This window comes from Chitinimonas sp. BJB300 (assembly GCF_002735695.1).
GTDB lineage: Bacteria > Pseudomonadota > Gammaproteobacteria > Burkholderiales > Chitinimonadaceae > Chitinimonas.
In genome coordinates, this window is record NZ_PDZH01000357.1 from 1 (window position 1) to 618 (window position 618).

Below are 618 nucleotides of genomic sequence, written 5' to 3' on the forward strand. Positions count from 1 at the left end.
CACCTACCATCGCCGACAAGCCCGTTGCTGTCGCCGCGCCAAACGTGCTCAGCAAATAGTCGGTGTACAAATCGAGTTCTTTGTTCTTCATTGCGACAGGTTAGCGTATGCACTGCGTAACATCAGTTATTAAGTGAACGGCATGATAGTCAAGGCAATCTCCTCCCTCCCGACCCAATACAACAACAGTTAATCGCATTGATCAGCGCAGAAGCGGGGTTGCGTTTCGAAATCAAGCCTTATCCGTGGCGGCGAGCACAGAAGTTGGCTGAACATGGAGAGGGCTTGCTGTGGGCTGTGGTGTCAACCCCTGAGCGGGCGCGACACCTTGAATTTTCGGAACCAATATTTCCATCGAAAGTTTGGATAGTGGTGCCGGTTGGCAAGGCCTTCCCTTATCAGGATATTCATAGCTTGAGTGGCAAGACAATCGCTATTGGCGGAGGGGTATATTATGGGGAAGCCTTTGCCACTTATCGGGATAAGCTATTTAACTGATGTTACGCAGTAGCTGCGAGAAGCAGCTGTAGCTGATCATAAGCCGCGCGGGAGGCGTTGATCAGTAACTTGCGGCAAAGTGCGAATGGGTTCTTCTGCGTCTTGATGCTCAGGCATTCA

1 protein-coding gene is annotated in these 618 nt (G+C 51.0%); it reads left to right on the forward strand.

Going from position 1 to position 618, the window contains the following annotated elements; all coding sequences use genetic code 11:
* Positions 1–198 precede the first annotated feature (198 nt).
* Positions 199–498, forward strand: coding sequence for a substrate-binding periplasmic protein (locus CSQ89_RS21820; RefSeq protein ID WP_158229099.1), 300 nt, complete (start codon positions 199–201; stop codon positions 496–498).
* Positions 499–618 lie beyond the last annotated feature (120 nt).